The organism is Streptomyces sp. DSM 41931 (genome assembly GCF_050271085.1).
Classification (GTDB): domain Bacteria; phylum Actinomycetota; class Actinomycetes; order Streptomycetales; family Streptomycetaceae; genus Streptomyces; species Streptomyces albogriseolus.
Genome location: NZ_CP189902.1, coordinates 2211914 through 2228082, shown reverse-complemented (window position 1 = coordinate 2228082; position 16169 = coordinate 2211914). Strand labels below are relative to the sequence as shown.

Sequence of the window (16169 nt, the reverse complement as noted above, 5' to 3'; positions counted from 1 at the left end):
CTGCACGGCGAGTTGGTCGCCTTCACCGCCGAGGACGACGTGTGGCTCGCCCCGCTCGACGGCGGCCGCGCCTGGCGGGTCAGCGCGGACAACGTGCCGGTGAACCATCCACGGATCTCCCCGGACGGCACCACCGTCGCGTGGACCTCCACCCGTGACGGCGCACCCGAGGTGCACGTCGCCCCGGTCGACGGCGGCCCCGCCCGGCGGCTCACCCACTGGGGCAGCACGAGGACCCAGGTCCGCGGCTGGACCGCGGACGGCCGGGTCCTCGCGCTGAGCACGTACGGCCAGGCCAGTCTGCGCCGCACCTGGGCGCGCGCCGTGCCGCTCGACGGCGGCCCCGCCGAGACGCTGCCGTACGGGCCGGTCGGCGACGTCGCCGCGGGCCCGCACACGGTGCTGCTGTCCGCGACGATGGGCCGCGAGGCCGCCGCTTGGAAGCGGTACCGGGGCGGCACCGCGGGCAAGCTGTGGATCGACCGCGAGGGCGACGGCGAGTTCGTCCGGCTGCACGAGGACCTCGACGGGAACATCGAGTACCCCCTGTGGGTGGGGGAGAGGATCGCGTTCCTCTCCGACCACGAGGGCACGGGCGCGCTGTACTCCTCCCTCGCCGACGGCTCCGACCTGCGCCGCCACACCCCGTTGGACGGCTACTACGCCCGTCACGCGGCCACCGACGGCACCCGGGTCGTCCACTCCAGCGCGGGCGAGCTGTGGATCCTCGACGACCTCGACGGGGCCGAGCCGCGCCGCCTCGGCGTCCGGCTCGGCGGGCAGCGCGTCGACCTCCAGCCGTTCCCGGTGAACGCGGCCCGCTGGTTCGGCTCCGCGTCCCCCGACCACACCGCGCGCGGCAGCGCCGTCTGCGTGCGCGGCACCGTCCACTGGGTCACCCACCGCTCCGGCCCCGCCCGCGCGCTCGCCGCCACCCCGGGCGTCCGCGCCCGGCGCCCGCGCACCTTCCGCGCGGACGGCGAGGAATGGGTGGTGTGGGTGACGGACGCCGAGGGCGACGACGCCCTGGAGTTCGCCCCCGCCACCGGACCGGCCCCCGGCGCCACCCCGCGCCGTCTGGCCGCCGGGCAGCTCGGCCGGGTCGTGGAGCTGGCGATGGCGCCCGACGGCAGCCGCGCCGCGATCGCCTCGCACGACGGCCGCGTCCTGCTCGTCGAGCGGGAGACCGGCGAGGTCCGCGAGGTCGACCGCAGCGAGGACGGCGACGTCTCCGGGCTGGTCTTCTCGCCCGACTCCGCCTGGCTGGCCTGGTCCCACCCGGGCCCGCGCCCGCTCAGCCAGATCAAGCTCGCCCACACCACCGACCTGTCGGTCACCGAGGCGACCCCGCTGCGCTTCCAGGACTACGCGCCCGCCTTCACCCTCGACGGCAAACACCTCGCGTTCCTGTCCACCCGCTCCTTCGACCCGGTCTACGACGAGCACGTCTTCGACCTGGCCTTCGTCGAGGGCGTACGGCCGTACCTGATCACGCTCGCGGCGGCCACCCCGTCGCCGTTCGGGCCGCAGCGGCACGGCCGGCCCTTCGAGACCCCCGACCGGGACGAGACCCCCGACAGCGAGGGCACCCCCACCACCCGCATCGACCTCGACGGGCTCGCCGACCGCATCGTGCCGTTCCCGGTCGAGGCCGCCCGCTACAGCAACCTGCGCGCCGCCAAGGACGGCGTGCTGTGGCTGCGCCACCCGGTGCGCGGCGTGCTCGGCGCCTCCCGGGCCACACCCGACGACCCGGACCCCAAGACCGACCTGGAGCGCTACGACCTCGCCCAGCAGCGGATCGAGCACCTCGCCGTGGACGCCGACCACTTCGAGGTCAGCGGCGACGGCAAGCGGGTGCTGCTGTGGACCGACGGGCGGCTCAAGGTCGTGCCCAGCGACCGGCGCGCCTCCTCCGACGACGACAGCGACAGCAACATCACCGTCGACCTCGCGCGGGTGCGGCAGTTCGTCGACCCGGCCGCCGAGTGGCGGCAGATGTTCGACGAGAACGGCCGCATCATGCGGGACAACTTCTGGCGTCCCGACATGAGCGGCGTCGACTGGGACGGGATCCTGGACCGCTACCGGCCCGTGCTGGACCGGCTGGCCACCCACGACGACCTGGTGGACCTGCTGTGGGAGGTGCACGGCGAACTCGGCACCTCGCACGCCTACGTCACCCCACGCGGCGGCTTCGGCGGCGGCGCCCGGCAGGGACTCCTCGGCGCGGACATCTCCCGGCACGAGGACGGCAGCTGGCGGGTGGACCGCATCCTGCCCGCCGAGACCTCCGACCCGGAGGCCCGCTCCCCGCTCGCCGCGCCCGGCGTCGCGATCCGGCCCGGCGACGCGATCGTCGCCGTCGCCGGACAGCCCGTCGACCCGGTCACCGGCCCCGCGCCGCTGCTGGTGGGGACGGCGGGCAAGCCCGTCGAGCTGACCGTGTCACCGGCCGGCGGCGGCGAGCCGCGGCACGCCGTGGTCGTCCCGCTCGCCGACGAGGAGCCGCTGCGCTACCACGCCTGGGTCGCCGACCGGCGGGCGTACGTGCTGGAGAAGTCCGGCGGCCGGCTCGGCTACATCCACGTCCCCGACATGCAGGCGCCCGGCTGGGCGCAGATCCACCGCGACCTGCGGGTGGAGGTGCTGCGCGAGGGACTGGTCGTGGACGTGCGGGAGAACCGCGGCGGCCACACCTCGCAGCTCGTGGTGGAGAAGCTGGCCCGGCGCATCGTCGGCTGGGACCTGCCGCGCGGGATGCGCGCCGAGAGCTACCCGCGCGACGCGCCCCGGGGGCCCGTCGTCGCCGTCGCCAACGAGTTCTCCGGCTCCGACGGCGACATCGTCAACGCGGCGATCAAGGCGCTCGGCATCGGCCCCGTCGTCGGCACCCGCACCTGGGGCGGCGTCATCGGCATCGACAGCCGCTACCGGCTCGTCGACGGCACGCTGGTCACCCAGCCCAAGTACGCCTTCTGGCTGGAGGGCTACGGCTGGGACGTCGAGAACCACGGCGTCGACCCGGACGTCGAGGTCGTCCAGCGTCCGCAGGACCACGCCGCCGGACGGGACGTCCAGCTCGACGAGGCGGTGCGGCTGGCGCTGGAGGCGCTGGAGGAGACGCCCGCCAAGGTGGCGCCGGAGCTGTCGTGACCGGAGCCGTCGTGACCGCACCCGTGCGGCACGACGGCCCGGGGGCGGGTCGGTAGCATGCCCCTGTAGTGATCGTCGGGTCGAGGAGGGCGTATGGCAGGGGAACCTCAGGACGACTGTCTGTTCTGCAAGATCGTCGCGGGCACCATCCCGGCGACGATCGTGCGGGAGACGGACACGACCGTCGCGTTCCGTGACATAAACCCCCAGGCACCCACGCACGTCCTGATCATCCCGAAGGCGCACCACAAGGACGCAGCGGCGCTCGCCGCCGCGGCGCCCGAGCTCGCCGCGGACGTGCTGCGCGAGACGCAGGCCGTCGCGGACCAGGAGCAGCTGGAGAGCTACCGCATCGTGTTCAACACGGGCAGCGGCGCCGGCCAGACCGTGTGGCACGCGCACGCCCACATCCTGGGCGGCCGCGGTCTCGAGTGGCCCCCCGGATAGGCCGCGTTGTCCGTCCGTGAACTGGTGGTGCTCGGCACCGCCAGCCAGGTCCCGACCCGGCACCGCAACCACAACGGCTATCTGCTGCGCTGGGACGGAGAGGGCTTCCTGTTCGACCCCGGCGAGGGCACCCAGCGGCAGATGCTGCGCGCCGGGGTCGCCGCGCACGACGTCAACCGGATCTGCGTCACCCACTTCCACGGCGACCACTCGCTCGGCCTTGCCGGGGTGATCCAGCGCATCAACCTCGACAAGGTGCCGCACCCGGTCAGCGCGCACTACCCGCGCTCCGGGCAGCGGTTCTTCGACCGGCTCCGGTACGCGACCGCCTACCGCGAGACCGTCGCCCTTCTCGAGGTCCCCGTCGACACCGACGGCCCGCTCGTGCGCACCTCCGGCTACACGCTGGAGGCGCGCCGGCTCTCCCACCCCGTCGAGGCGTACGGCTACCGGCTCGTCGAGCCCGACGGCCGCCGCATGCTGCCCGACCGGCTCGCCGCGCACGGCATCGAGGGGCCGGACGTCGGCCGCCTCCAGCGCGAGGGCTCCCTGGGCGGGGTGACGCTGGAGGAGGTCAGCGAGGTCCGGCGCGGACAGCGGTTCGCGTTCGTCATGGACACCCGGCTGTGCGACGGCGTGTACGCGCTGGCCGAGGGCTGCGACATGCTGGTGATCGAGTCCACGTTCCTCGACGAGGACGAGGAACTGGCGGTCGAGTTCGGCCACCTGACCGCGGGCCAGGCGGCGAGGGTCGCCCGCGAAGCGGGCGTACGCCACCTGGTCCTGACCCACTTCAGCCAGCGCTACACGGACCCGGACGCCTTCGGACACCAGGCGCGGGCAGCGGGCTACGAGGGCGACCTGACGGTGGCGAGAGACCTGGACCGAGTCCCGCTCCCCAAACGCCGCACCTAGCGGCGGACAGCGGCACCTCTGCAACGCCGGGTGCGGGTGGTGCATGGCTGGTCGCGCAGTTCCCCGCGCCCCTTCAGGGCGCCTTCGCTGCGGCGGACAGCGGCGCAACGTCGGGTGCGGGTGGTGCGTGGCTGGTCGCGCAGTTCCCCGCGCCCCTTCAGGGCGCTTCCGCTGCGGCGGACAGCGGCGCAACGTCGGGTGCGGGTGGTGCGTGGCTGGTCGCGCAGTTCCCCGCGCCCCTTCAGGGCGCCTCCGCTGCGGCGGACAGCGGCGCAACGCCGGGTGCGGGTGGTGCGTGGCTGGTCGCGCAGTTCCCCGCGCCCCTTCAGGGCGCCTTAGCTGCGGGCAGTCGTGCCGCAGGGCGGCACGGGTGGGCGCAGCGGCACCTTTCGAGGCGACCGCGGCTCACATCCCGCCCGGCACCCTGGTGGCCGCCGCTGTGTCGTACGCGCCCCGCGCAGGCACGGCCGCCCCGTCGAGGGCGATCTCCACCACCGGCTGCTCGGGAGCGCCGACCTCCGGCACGGCGCCGGACGGCGTCCCCGTGGTCGCGGCGACCAGCGCGGCCGGATGCCCGCCACGCCGCCGCACGGCACCCGGCAGCAACGCCCGCCCGCCCGCATGCAGCGCGACCCCGGTCATCGGCACCGCGACCAGCAGCAGCCCCACCGCCAGCACGGCGCCCATCACCGGAAAACCCGCCTGTGCCGACAGCACGCTCCCGGTCAGCGGCCCCGCCGCGGTCCCGAGCGACGACGCCGACCCCACCAGCACGGCCCACCGGCCCCGCGCGTCCAGCGACGCGGCCAGCCCGATCAGATACGACAGCACCACCGGGTAGAACGTGTTCCAGGCGATCTCACCCGAGGCGAAACTCCCCAGCCCGGTCGCGGAGGCGCTCAGCGCGATGCAGCACGCGATGAGAACCGTCCCGCCGCCGATGGGCAGCGCCCGCCCCAGCCGCGAGCCGAGCGCGCCCGCGCACAGCACGCCCAGCAGCCCCGCGCCCAGCGCGACCGCGAAGACCACGCCCACGGTCGGCTCGGACAGCTGCGCCTGATCGACGCCGATCCGCCCGCTGACTCCCCACAGCGCGTTCTGCGCGAGCGACCACAGCAGCATCGCCCCGGCCAGCACCATGCCCGAACGCCGGTGCGGCAGACGGCCGGTGCCGGAACCGTCGGCGTCCGCCGCCTGCGCCGTCACCGGCTGCCCCGACGTGCCCCCGGGCAGCCGCGACGTCAGCGGCCACACCGCGAGCGCGGTGAGGGCGATGGCGGCGAGGGTGAGCCCGTGCCCGGGCAGATGGGGCACCGTCAGATAGACCGCGCCGGCCAGCGCGGACACGCTCAGCAGGCCCAGGGTGGAGGCCCGGTGCGGGTCCTTCTCCGCGGCGATGCGGGTCGCGGCGACCGTGGTGGCCGTGCCGGACCCGAAGCCGCCGACGACGGCGCCGGCGACGACGGCGGGGACGGTGGTGGTGAGGGCGGCGCCGCCGTAGCCGACGGCGGCGAGGACGAGACCCAGCCGGGCCAGGGTCCGCGCCCCGGTCCGCTCCACGCGGGAGGCCAGCAGGAACCCGGCCGTGGCCGAGCTGAGCAGCAGCAGACTGCCGACGGCCCCCGCCTGGGTGGCCGTCAGATCCAGGCCGCGTTCCAGCCGGCCGACGGTGGTCGGCAGCAGATACGGGGCGAGGTACCCGGCCGTGAAAAGGGCGACGAGGGGCCAGGGGGTGGTGCGAGGGGCGTACACGGGCGTTCCCAGGGCGTGCGAAAGGGACGGTGCGAAAAAGGAGGTTGTGGGGGGCGACGACCGTCGACGGACGAGAACGCGCGGGCAATTTGTATCAAGCGGGGAGGGCGCAACGGGAGTGAGCATGGTGTGATCTGAATCACTCTCGCGTTTGGGGGTTTCAAGGCTTGGGTAGCAGCGCGCTTTTTGCCTCAGAGGCATGCAGTGAGAGGGCGGCGGCCGTGCCATTGACGCCCTCGGTTCACCCCTCTAGCCTTCGTTCTCATACGTGGATGCCGTCCATATGGAGAGATGAACCCACCGACCGTAGGAGCCGCCCCGTGACCGCATCCGCATCCGCCTCCCGCGACCTGACCGTCACCGAGGTCCGCCTCACCCCGGTCCTGGTCGCCGACCCGCCCCTGCTCAACACCCAGGGCGTGCACCAGCCGTACACCCCCCGGCTGATCGTGGAGGTGGTGACCGCCGGCGGGATCACCGGGCTGGGCGAGACGTACGGCGACACCAAGTACCTGGAGCTGGCCCGCCCGCTCGCCGACCGGCTCCTCGGACACCGTGTCGACGACCTGAACCGGCTGTTCGCCGAGGCCGACCAGGTCGCCGTCGACGCCGCCCGCGTCTCGGGCCAGGTCGACGTCGGCGGCCTGCGCGGCGTGCAGACCGCCGACAAGCTGCGGCTGTCGGTGCTCTCCGCCCTGGAGGTGGCCTGCCTCGACGCCCTCGGCAAGAGCCTCGGCCTGCCCGTGCACGCCCTGCTCGGCGGCAAGGTGCGCGACGCCGTCGAGTACAGCGCCTACCTGTTCTACCGGTGGGCCGAGCACCCCGAGGGCGTGACGGCGGAGAAGGACGACTGGGGCGCGGCCGTCGACCCGGCGGGCGTAGTCGAGCAGGCCCGCCGCTTCACGGAGCGGTACGGCTTCACGTCGTTCAAGCTCAAGGGCGGCGTCTTCCCGCCGGAGGAGGAGATCGCCGCCGTCCGCGCGCTCGCCGCCGCCTTCCCCGGCCACCCGCTGCGCCTCGACCCCAACGGCGCCTGGTCCGTGGAGACGTCGCTGAAGGTCGCGAAGGAGCTCGGGGACGTCCTGGAGTACCTGGAGGACCCCACGCTCGGCACGCCGGCCATGGCGGAGGTGGCCGCCCGCACCGAGGTGCCGCTCGCCACCAACATGTGCGTGACGACGTTCGCCGAGATCAAGGAGGCGTTCACCCGGGACGCCGTGCAGGTGGTGCTCTCCGACCACCACTACTGGGGCGGACTGCGCAACACCCAGCACCTCGCGGCGATCTGCCGCACCTTCGGCGTGGGCGTCTCCATGCACTCCAACACCCACCTCGGCATCAGCCTCGCCGCGATGACGCACGTCGCGTCCACCGTGCCCAACCTGCACCACGCCTGCGACTCCCACTACCCCTGGCAGTCCGAGGACGTCCTCACCGAGCGGCTCGCCTTCGAGGGCGGCACCGTACGGGTCCCGGACGCGCCCGGCCTCGGCGTCGAACTCGACCGGGACCGGCTGGCCTTCCTGCACCGGCGGTGGCTGGACGACGACGGCGCGCTGCGCGACCGCGACGACGCGGCCGCCATGCGGATCGCCGACCCGTCCTGGACGCAGCCCGCCGTGCCCCGCTGGTGAGCGCCCCGCCCTCGCCCCGCCCGTAACCGCCCCCGCAGACCGCCCGGCGTGACGCCCGTCCCCCTGTCACCGGTGTGGTGCACACTGGCTGAAACCGCACCGCGTCAGGGAGCACCGTCATGGCGTCCACCGGGAAGAGGAACGGCACGAGAGCCGGGAAGGAACCCGTCGCGGGACCGCCCTGCCCGGCCCAGATCGACCCGCTGGCCGCCCTGCGCGGCCCGGACGAACCGGCCTGGGACGTCTACCTGACCGGCACCGTCTTCCTCGACATCGTCTTCACCGGGCTCGACTGCGCCCCCGTGCGCGGCACCGAGACCTGGGCGCGCGGCATGGGGTCGAGCCCGGGCGGCGTGGCCAACATGGCCACCGCCCTGGCCCGGCTCGGCCTGCGCACCTCCCTCGCGGCGGCCTTCGGCGACGACCACTACGGCGAGTACTGCTGGGATGCGCTGGAGCAGGGCGAGGGCATCGACCTCTCCCTGTCCCGCACGGTCCCCGGCTGGCACTCCCCGGTCACCGTCTCCATGGCCTACGAGGGCGAGCGCACGATGGTCTCCCACGGCCACGAGCCGCCCCCCGAGGAGCCCGCGCCCGACTGCCCGCCCCGCGCCCGTGCCGCCGTCGCCTCCCTCACCCCCGGCCGCAGCGCCCCCTGGATCGCCCAGGCCGCCCGCAAGGGCACCCGGATCTTCGGCGACGTCGGCTGGGACGACACCGGGGCGTGGGACCTGGCGGCCCTGCACGACCTGCGGCACTGCGAGGCGTTCCTGCCGAACGCGGCGGAGGCCATGCGCTACACCGGCACGGACACCCCGCGCGCCGCCGCCCACGCGCTCGCCGAGCACGTCCCGGTCGTGGTGGTCACGCTCGGCGCGGAGGGCGCGTACGCGGTGGACCGGCGGACGGGGGAGACCGCGTCGGTCCCGGCGATCGAGGTGGAGGCGCTGGACCCGACCGGAGCGGGGGACGTGTTCGTCGCCGGCTTCGTCACCGGCTCCCTCGCGGGCTGGCCGCTGGCCGACCGGCTCGCCTTCGCGGGCCTCACGGCGGCGCTGTCCGTGCAGGAGTTCGGCGGCTCGCTGTCCGCGCCGGGCTGGGCGGAGATCGCCGCCTGGTGGCGGCGGGTGCAGTCGGTCGAGGGCCAGGAGCCCACCGCGCTGCGCCGGTACGGCTTCCTGGCCGGGCTGGTCCCGGGGGAGGCGGTACGGCCCTGGCCGCTGCGGCGGGCCGTCCCCACGATCGGGTTCCGCAACTCGGCGTGAGCAGGCGCGGGCGGGGAGGCGTGCGACGGCGCACGAGGGGAAGGGAAGCGAACGGGGCGACCGCCCGGTCGGATAAAAGGCCTACGGGCTTGTCACCCCGCCGTCGTACCCTGGGAGTCGCGAGGCCGCCCTCAGCTGCGCGGCCGTGACGAGGAGGAACCGCAGGCCTCAGAGCCGGCCCATGACTCAGACACCCACAGCTCACACCCCCGCGCAGGGGCAGGCGAGAGTGCAGTTCACCGTCCCCGCCCAGCACCCCATGGTGACCGTGCTGGGGTCCGGTGACTCCCTCCTGCGTGTGATCGAGAAGGCCTTCCCGGGGGCCGACATCCACGTCCGGGGCAATGAGATCAGCGCGGTCGGCGCCGCCACGGACGTGGCCCTGATTTCGCGCGTGTTCGACGAGATGATGCTGGTGCTCCGCACCGGGCAGCCGATGACGGAGGACGCAGTGGAACGCTCGATCGCCATGCTCAAGGCGAGCGACAGCGGGGAGAGCGACGGCCAGGAGACCCCGGCCGAGGTGCTCACCCAGAACATCCTGTCCTCCCGCGGCCGCACGATCCGTCCCAAGACGCTCAACCAGAAGCGCTACGTGGACGCGATCGACAAGCACACCATCGTCTTCGGCATCGGCCCGGCCGGTACCGGCAAGACCTACCTGGCCATGGCCAAGGCGGTGCAGGCCCTGCAGTCCAAGCAGGTCAACCGCATCATCCTGACCCGGCCCGCGGTCGAGGCGGGCGAGCGGCTGGGCTTCCTGCCGGGCACGCTCTACGAGAAGATCGACCCGTACCTGCGCCCGCTGTACGACGCGCTGCACGACATGCTCGACCCCGACTCGATCCCCCGGCTGATGGCCGCGGGCACCATCGAGGTCGCGCCGCTGGCGTACATGCGCGGCCGCACGCTCAACGACGCCTTCATCATCCTGGACGAGGCCCAGAACACGAGCCCCGAGCAGATGAAGATGTTCCTCACCCGCCTCGGCTTCGACTCGAAGATCGTGATCACGGGTGACGTGACGCAGGTGGACCTGCCCGACGGCACCAAGTCCGGCCTGCGCCAGGTCCAGGACATCCTGGAGGGCCTGGACGACGTCCACTTCTCCCGGCTGTCCTCCCACGACGTCGTCCGGCACAAGCTGGTGGGCCGTATCGTCGACGCGTACGAGAAGTACGACAGCCAGCACGGCACCGAGAACGGCACCCACAAGGGCGGCCGCGGCCGGTCCGGGCACAAGGGGAAGTAGACCGAGCACCAGATGTCGATCGACGTCAACAACGAGTCCGGCACCGAGGTCGACGAGCAGGCGATCCTCGACATCGCCCGCTACGCACTGGCCCGGATGCGCATCCACCCGCTCTCCGAGCTCTCGGTGATCGTGGTGGACGCGGGCGCCATGGAGCAGCTGCACATCCAGTGGATGGACCTGCCCGGGCCCACGGACGTCATGTCCTTCCCCATGGACGAACTGCGGCCGCCGTCCAAGGACGACGACGAGCCCCCGCAGGGGCTGCTCGGCGACATCGTGCTCTGCCCCGAGGTCGCCGCCAAGCAGGGCGAGGAAGCACCGACGCGGCACACCATGGACGAGGAGCTCCAGCTGCTCACCGTCCACGGTGTGCTGCACCTGCTCGGCTACGACCACGAGGAGCCGGACGAGAAGGCCGAGATGTTCGGCCTTCAGGCGGCCATCGTGGACGGCTGGCGCGCGGAGAAGGGCCTCACCGGCCCGTCCCCGGCCCCCACCGTGTCATGAGCGCCGCCCTCGTCCTGGGGGCGCTCGCGCTCGTCGTCGTCGCCTGGCTCGCCGCCTGCGCCGAGGCCGGCATCGCGCGCGTCTCCAGCTTCCGCGCCGAGGAGGCCGTACGGTCGGGCCGCCGGGGCAGCGCCAAGCTCGCCCGGATCGCCGCCGACCCCACCCGCTACCTCAACGTGGCGCTGCTGGTCCGCATCATCTGCGAGATGTCCGCCGCCTCGCTGATCACCTACGGCAGCCTGCGCGAGTTCGACGGCACGGCCGAGGCGCTGCTGATCGCCATCGCCATCATGGTCCTGGTGTCGTACGTCGCCGTCGGCGTCTCCCCGCGCACCATCGGCCGGCAGCACCCGCTGAACACGGCCACGATCGCCGCGTACGTCCTGGTGCCGCTGGCGCGGATCATGGGCCCGATCCCCTCGCTGCTGATCCTCATCGGCAACGCCCTCACGCCCGGCAAGGGCTTCCGGCACGGCCCGTTCGCCTCCGAGGCGGAGCTGCGCGCGCTGGTGGACCTCGCGGAGGCCGAGTCGCTGATCGAGGACGAGGAGCGCCGCATGGTGCACTCGGTCTTCGAGCTGGGCGACACGCTGGTGCGCGAGGTCATGGTGCCGCGCACCGACCTGGTGGTCATCGAGCGGTACAAGACCATCCGGCAGGCCCTCACCCTCGCCCTGCGCTCCGGGTTCTCCCGTATCCCGGTGACCGGCGAGAGCGAGGACGACATCGTCGGGATCGTCTATCTGAAGGACCTGGCCCGCAAGACGCACATCAGCCGGGACGCGGAGAGCGACCTGGTGTCCACGGCGATGCGGCCCGTGTTCTTCGTGCCCGACACCAAGAACGCCGGCGACCTGCTGCGCGAGATGCAGAAGGAGCGCAACCACGTCGCCGTCGCGGTCGACGAGTACGGCGGCACCGCGGGCATCGTCACCATCGAGGACATCCTCGAGGAGATCGTCGGCGAGATCACCGACGAGTACGACCGCGAGCTCCCCCCGGTGGAGGACCTCGGCGAGGGCCGCCACCGGGTCACCGCGCGCCTGGACATCACGGACCTGGGAGAGCTGTACGGGCTGGAGGAGTTCGACGACGAGGACGTGGAGACCGTCGGCGGGCTGCTCGCCAAGCAGCTGGGCCGGGTACCGATCGCGGGCGCCTCTGCCCTGGTGGAACTGCCGGACGGACGCGAGCTCCGGCTGACGGCGGAGGCCGCGGCAGGCCGCCGGAACAAGATCGTGACGGTGCTGGTGGAGCCGGTGGGCCCGGCGGAGCCGCCGTCCGGCGAGGAGGCGGCGGAGGAGTGACCCCTGAGCGGCTTCGCGCCCTCTGCCTGTCCTTCAACGCGGCGGTGGAGGAGTTCCCCTTCAACCCGGAGACCTCGGTCTTCAAGGTGCTGGGGAAGATGTTCGCCCTGACGGACCTGGACGCGCGCCCACTCAAGGTCAACCTCAAGTGCGACCCGCAGGACGCGCTCCGCCTCCGCGCCGAGCACCCGGACCTGATCGTCCCCGGCTGGCACATGAACAAACGCCACTGGAACACGGTGACGGTGTCCGGCGGACCCGCCGGCTCCCTCCCGGACCGCCTGGTGAGGGAACTGGTGGAGGACTCCTACGACCTGGTCGTCGCCGGCCTTCCGCGAGCGGACCGGCTGCGGCTCGACCGTCCGTGAGGCGTGCTCGCGCGCTCCCGGCGCACGCCGACCGGTCGTGACTGTCCCCTCGCCAATGTCATGGCGAGGGGGCAGAATGTACTCACGGTGCGCTGGGACGCCGCCGCTCCGGAACGCCTGCCAGGGACAATCGGAGCGGGAAGCGTCCTTTTCTCAGGGCGTCCGCCGTTTTCGGCCCCGGCCTCTCAGGTCGGGGCTGACTGCTGTCACACGAGGGGCATGACCCACTCGTCGACGATCTTGTGGATCGCGATGAGGAGGTTGATCAGCGGGAGGGCCAGGTCCACCCGCTCTCCCCATGTGCGCTTGGTCGGCTCGGGGCGGCGCTCTCCTTCCTGTTCCTGTCGGTCCGACATCGATGATCCGCTCCTCTCCCCGCCGTCCGCCGCCGAGTCCCGGCGAGCCACGAACGGGCGGTGTGGGGAGTGGGATCGACGGCCTTGACCTGCGCTCACTGTGCTCGGCGACGCTTCTGATGGCTGCTCGCCCCCTCTGCTGTAGTGGACCGTGTATGGAGAGTTACGCTGGAGAGCGTAACCTGACTGATGCGGTTCGGGATAGAGCTTGTTGGCAGTCAGCGATGCGGCGCATCCAATCTGCTATGTGGCAAGTTGATGGCTGGCTGTGAGCAAGCAGCACATATGCGCAGGTGCGCGCGCTGTGATAGGTCTCTACCTGGGGCTACTCACAGATCTTGGCCCGCTGCGTCCCTCTCGAAAGGTCTCGATGAGCCATATGCGTATCTGCTATGTTGCACCATGCCGGATTCGATGGGGGGTGCTGCAATCATGCCCGTGAAGAGTGCGGCATTGCTGCGCCTGCGGCTGCGTACCGAGCTCCGCAAGGCCAGGGTGGCCGCCGGCCTGACGCAACGCGAGGTCGCCGACCGGATGGAGTGGAGCCCCTCCAAGCTCATCCGGATCGAAGCGGGGGAGGTCGGCATCTCGGTCAACGACCTGCGCCCCCTCGCCGCCGCCTACGGGATCACGGACCGGCGCAAGCTGGACGAGCTGCTGGACATGGCCCGCGGCAGTCGGCGCATGCCGTTCACCGAGTACCGCGACCTGTACAGCAAGGACTTCATGCAGCGCCTCGCGCTGGAGTCGGCGGCATCGGTCCATCGCCAGTTCGGGTCGCTGGTCCTTCCGGGTCTGCTGCAGACCGAGGAGTACATGCGGGCCGTGATGAGTGCGTTCGGCAAGAACATGACCGAGGACCGCGCCGACCGCATCGTCGAATCACGCCTGGCCCGTCAGGAGGTGCTGGAACAGGAGGGGCACCAGTTCTCCTTCGTCCTGGACGAGTCCGTGCTGCGTCGCGTGACGGGGGGACGGGGTGTCATGCGAGCGCAGCTGGAGCACCTGGCCGAGCTGTCCGAGCGTCCGCACGTCTCGCTGCAGATTCTGCCGTTCAGCATCGGCTCCCACCCGGGCATCGAGGGACCGTTCACGCTGTTCGAGTTCGAGGCGGAGGGGATGGAGGACGCCCTCTTCGTCGAGGACTCGCGAGGCGTGACCACCGCGTCGACCTCCGCAGAGGAGACACGTCGCTACCTGGAGCGGTTCTGGGAGCTGGAGGATGTTGCGCTGAAGGACGGGGTCGAGGTGGTGTTGCGACGACTCGCGGAGCGCATCGCGGAAGGGGGAGACGAACTGGAGGCGCTGCTGCAGCAGGACTCCGACTGACCGGTCGGAGCCGTCGCCGACCTGCCGTGCCTACAGGCAAGTTGGCGTGAATTGTCATGCCCGTGTGCATGGGGGCTGCACCTACCATGGGGGCCCGCCGTGTGACCCACGGCGGCTGCACGGGGGCTCACCCCGGCTCGGCAGTCCACAACCGGGGTGGAGGTTGAGGGTGATTGAGTCATGGGCATGGCGTAAGAGCCGTGCGTCCAAGGCTGTCGACGACTGCGTCGAGGTCGCTTGCACCGGCGTCGAGGTCCGCGTCCGCGACTCCAAACGTCGAGGAGGAGACATCGTCGCTCTCACTCCGGCCGCCTGGGCCTCCTTCCTCCGCGCCCTCGACGGTCCGTCGTCCGCGCCCTGCGCGGATTCGTGAGCGGTGGCCGCCCCCGTCGCGGAATGATCCCCGGGTCGTTCCTTATGCTCGGATCATGACCGACACCACCGCCCTCGACCCCGAGGACCGCAAGATCGTCACCCTGGCCCGCTCCGTCCGGGCCCGCAACGGCGTGCCCGAGGGCGCGGCCGTACGCGACGAGACCGGCCGTACGTACGTCGCCGGCACCGTCGCCCTGGACTCGCTGAAGCTCAGCGCGCTGCGCACGGCGGTGGCGATGGCGGTGGCGTCCGGTGCGACCTCGCTGGAGGCGGCGGCGGTGGTGACCGAAGCGGAGTCGGCCTCCGACGAGGACCGCGCGGCCGTACGGGACCTGGGCGGGGCGGAGACGCCGGTGCTGGTGGCCGGCCCCGACGGCACGGTCCGGGAGACGGTCACGGCGGGCTGACCGCACAAGCCCACGTGCCGCGCGGTGTTACCGCCGGTAATTAGGCCAGATTTCCACCTTGTCGCGCGGTGCCTCCCGCGCATCAATGGACACGCAGCGGGTCCGGACCCCCATCTGCCCCCCACACCGAAAGGGAGCCGGAATCCAATGAGAGGCAAGCGATTCGGAACAGGTCTGTCCCTGGCCGCGGGCGCACTGGCCGTCTGCGGCCTGGCGTTCGCCCCCACCGCCGCGGCCGTGGCCCCCGGCACGGCGACCGTCAACGCCGACTGCGGCAGCTACGGCGGCGGTGACGCCACCCTCACGGCCACGCAGAGCGGCACGTCCGCGACGATCACGCTCAGGACCTCCTCGGTCACCGCCCCGGTCTCCATCGGCCAGGACTCCCTGGTCTCGCAGTTGACGATGGTGAAGGAGGGCGGCGGCACCGTCGTCTTCAAGGGCACGAAGAACCCGGCGATGTCCACGGGCGACGCCCTCGAGGTGGGCCCCCTCTCCGGCACGGTCGCCTCCGGCGACACCCTGGAAGCCTTCGGCGGCACCCTCAAGGTGACCGCCTTCGGCTTCATCACGATCACCTGCACAGCGACGGCTCCGCAGGCACCGGGGCCGTTCGTGTTCGACTGATCCACCCGCCGAACGGCCGGGGCCGGTCACCGCACGGGTGACCGGCCCGGGCCGTTGACAGCCCCCGACACTCAACCTTGCCCTTCGGGCAACTCCACGCATCGCCCGGCCAGGGCGTGCAGCTCGTAGGCGGCCCGCACGATCCGATCCGCGGCCTCACCTCCGTAGAGAGCCGCGTTCGCCTCGGTCGCGGGGAAGACGTCCACGAGAACGTTCGCTCCCAGGCGCGGTACCGCGTCCAGTCGCGCCCACGCGGTCGCGCATCCGCGCAAGGCGGCTGTCAGGGCGTCGTACGCCGGCTCGTCGAAGCCGCTGCCGCTTCTCAGGGACTCGTCGAACGCCGCCCACGCCTGGACCAGCCTGCTGACGGGATCGTTCGTGGTCACGGTCCTTCTCCTCGCCCGGCGGGCACCCCGCCGGTACCCGTGCGAAGGATAGTGACCGGCCCGTGCCGGGACCGGGGCACGCC

Annotated in this window: 16 protein-coding genes; 13 read left to right on the top strand and 3 right to left on the bottom strand. The window is 72.4% G+C overall.

From position 1 onward, the window contains the following. The first annotated feature begins 12 nt into the window (after positions 1–12). From ACP7TJ_RS10425 to ACP7TJ_RS10415, 3 genes are all read left to right on the top strand, one after another. Positions 13–3156, top strand: a complete 3144-nt coding sequence (locus ACP7TJ_RS10425; RefSeq protein ID WP_401626079.1) for a S41 family peptidase — start codon at positions 13–15, stop codon at positions 3154–3156. Between the two features lie 93 nt (positions 3157–3249). Continuing rightward, the gene (locus ACP7TJ_RS10420; RefSeq protein ID WP_093764815.1) at positions 3250–3603 is read left to right on the top strand and encodes a histidine triad nucleotide-binding protein; all 354 of its coding nucleotides are present in this window, start codon (positions 3250–3252) and stop codon (positions 3601–3603) included. Positions 3604–3609: 6 nt separating this feature from the next. Beyond that, complete coding sequence (locus ACP7TJ_RS10415) at positions 3610–4518, top strand: ribonuclease Z (protein ID WP_391109746.1); 909 nt, start codon at positions 3610–3612, stop codon at positions 4516–4518. A gap of 405 nt (positions 4519–4923) precedes the next feature. On the opposite strand, the gene ACP7TJ_RS10410 is transcribed toward ACP7TJ_RS10415, so the two are convergent. After that, positions 4924–6270 carry an MFS transporter gene (locus ACP7TJ_RS10410; protein ID WP_093764813.1) on the bottom strand — a complete coding sequence of 449 codons (1347 nt, stop codon included), beginning with the start codon at positions 6268–6270 and terminating at the stop codon, positions 4924–4926. Positions 6271–6542: 272 nt separating this feature from the next. On the opposite strand from ACP7TJ_RS10410, the gene ACP7TJ_RS10405 reads away from it, so the two are divergent. From ACP7TJ_RS10405 to ACP7TJ_RS10380, 6 genes are all read left to right on the top strand, one after another. Next, positions 6543–7904, top strand: coding sequence for a glucarate dehydratase family protein (locus tag ACP7TJ_RS10405; RefSeq protein ID WP_427762897.1), 1362 nt, complete (start codon positions 6543–6545; stop codon positions 7902–7904). 119 nt (positions 7905–8023) lie between these two features. After that, the gene (locus ACP7TJ_RS10400; protein ID WP_427762895.1) at positions 8024–9169 is read left to right on the top strand and encodes a carbohydrate kinase family protein; all 1146 of its coding nucleotides are present in this window, start codon (positions 8024–8026) and stop codon (positions 9167–9169) included. Positions 9170–9350: 181 nt separating this feature from the next. Beyond that, a complete protein-coding gene (locus tag ACP7TJ_RS10395) occupies positions 9351–10421 on the top strand; it encodes a PhoH family protein (protein ID WP_093764810.1) in 1071 nt (356 codons plus the stop codon). A gap of 12 nt (positions 10422–10433) precedes the next feature. Beyond that, positions 10434–10931: an rRNA maturation RNase YbeY gene (ybeY, locus tag ACP7TJ_RS10390; protein WP_024888363.1), complete on the top strand. Its 498-nt coding sequence runs from the start codon at positions 10434–10436 to the stop codon at positions 10929–10931. After that, positions 10928–12238, top strand: a complete 1311-nt coding sequence (locus ACP7TJ_RS10385; RefSeq protein WP_093764809.1) for a hemolysin family protein — start codon at positions 10928–10930, stop codon at positions 12236–12238. Before ybeY ends, ACP7TJ_RS10385 begins: the two co-directional genes overlap by 4 nt. Continuing rightward, a complete protein-coding gene (locus ACP7TJ_RS10380) occupies positions 12235–12606 on the top strand; it encodes an MmcQ/YjbR family DNA-binding protein (RefSeq protein WP_367487238.1) in 372 nt (123 codons plus the stop codon). Before ACP7TJ_RS10385 ends, ACP7TJ_RS10380 begins: the two co-directional genes overlap by 4 nt. Positions 12607–12812: 206 nt before the next feature. Here ACP7TJ_RS10380 and ACP7TJ_RS10375 read toward each other — a convergent pair whose 3' ends face one another. After that, entirely contained in the window at positions 12813–12962 is a 150-nt protein-coding gene (locus ACP7TJ_RS10375; RefSeq protein WP_158686762.1) for a hypothetical protein, read from the bottom strand. Between the two features lie 432 nt (positions 12963–13394). Here ACP7TJ_RS10375 and ACP7TJ_RS10370 point away from each other — a divergent pair, with 432 nt between their 5' ends. From ACP7TJ_RS10370 to ACP7TJ_RS10355, 4 genes are all read left to right on the top strand, one after another. Then, complete coding sequence (locus ACP7TJ_RS10370) at positions 13395–14291, top strand: helix-turn-helix domain-containing protein (RefSeq protein WP_093764807.1); 897 nt, start codon at positions 13395–13397, stop codon at positions 14289–14291. 46 nt (positions 14292–14337) lie between these two features. Beyond that, positions 14338–14664 (top strand): DUF397 domain-containing protein, encoded by a 327-nt coding sequence (locus tag ACP7TJ_RS10365; RefSeq protein WP_313896679.1) that lies wholly within the window; start codon positions 14338–14340, stop codon positions 14662–14664. 55 nt (positions 14665–14719) lie between these two features. Beyond that, positions 14720–15073 carry a hypothetical protein gene (locus ACP7TJ_RS10360; protein WP_093764805.1) on the top strand — a complete coding sequence of 118 codons (354 nt, stop codon included), beginning with the start codon at positions 14720–14722 and terminating at the stop codon, positions 15071–15073. Positions 15074–15220: 147 nt separating this feature from the next. Beyond that, the gene (locus ACP7TJ_RS10355) at positions 15221–15700 is read left to right on the top strand and encodes a hypothetical protein (protein ID WP_189911162.1); all 480 of its coding nucleotides are present in this window, start codon (positions 15221–15223) and stop codon (positions 15698–15700) included. Positions 15701–15771: 71 nt separating this feature from the next. On the opposite strand, the gene ACP7TJ_RS10350 is transcribed toward ACP7TJ_RS10355, so the two are convergent. Beyond that, positions 15772–16086, bottom strand: a complete 315-nt coding sequence (locus tag ACP7TJ_RS10350; protein ID WP_189911163.1) for a hypothetical protein — start codon at positions 16084–16086, stop codon at positions 15772–15774. Positions 16087–16169 lie beyond the last annotated feature (83 nt).